The organism is Pantoea sp. ANP04, assembly GCF_041982285.1.
GTDB lineage: Bacteria > Pseudomonadota > Gammaproteobacteria > Enterobacterales > Enterobacteriaceae > Pantoea > Pantoea eucalypti.
The window spans coordinates 1-615 of sequence record NZ_JAUTYS010000081.1; the positions used below are offsets into that span (position 1 = coordinate 1).

Consider the following 615-nt stretch of genomic DNA (forward strand, 5'->3'; position numbering starts at 1 on the left):
CAGCACCAGCATCACGTCGATGTAGGGCACCACGTTCATTTCCGCCTTGGGTCCGTGCTTGCGTTGCGGCCTGACTAACATCGGCTTGCTCCTTCTCTCAGGCGGCCACGGCCAGGTGGCTCGGGGTGCCCTGCAAGGTGCGGTGCAGGCGCACCTGCAGTTCGTTGCCAAAGGCGTAGTAGCGGGTCAGCAGGGTCTGGCTGCGGGCCGAGAAGCGGTTGTAGGCGATCACCGCGGGAATCGCCGCGAACAGGCCGATGGCGGTGGCGATCAGCGCCTCGGCGATGCCCGGGGCCACGGTGGACAGGGTCGCCTGCTGCACCTGGGACAGGCCGAGGAAGGAGTTCATGATCCCCCACACGGTGCCGAACAGGCCGATATAGGGGCTGACCGAGCCCACGGTGGCAAGAAACTGCAGGCCCTTTTCCAGGCGGGTTTCCTGCTCGCTGATGGCCACGTACAAGGCCCGTTCCACGCCCTCCAGCACGCCTTCAGCGGCGCCGCCGGCCGCGCCGTGCAGGTGGCCGAATTCCTCATAGCCGGCGACAAAGATCGGCTCCACGCCGCCTTCGCCGTCGGCCTTGCGGGCCACTTCGCGGTACAGCGGCAAGAGTT

General features: G+C 66.8%; 1 protein-coding gene. It reads right to left on the reverse strand.

All coding sequences use genetic code 11. The annotated features are described in order from the left end of the window. Positions 1-97: 97 nt before the first annotated feature. Positions 98-615 (reverse strand): MotA/TolQ/ExbB proton channel family protein (locus Q7C21_RS22435; RefSeq protein ID WP_375151148.1); only part of this gene is annotated, 518 nt, incomplete at its 5' end.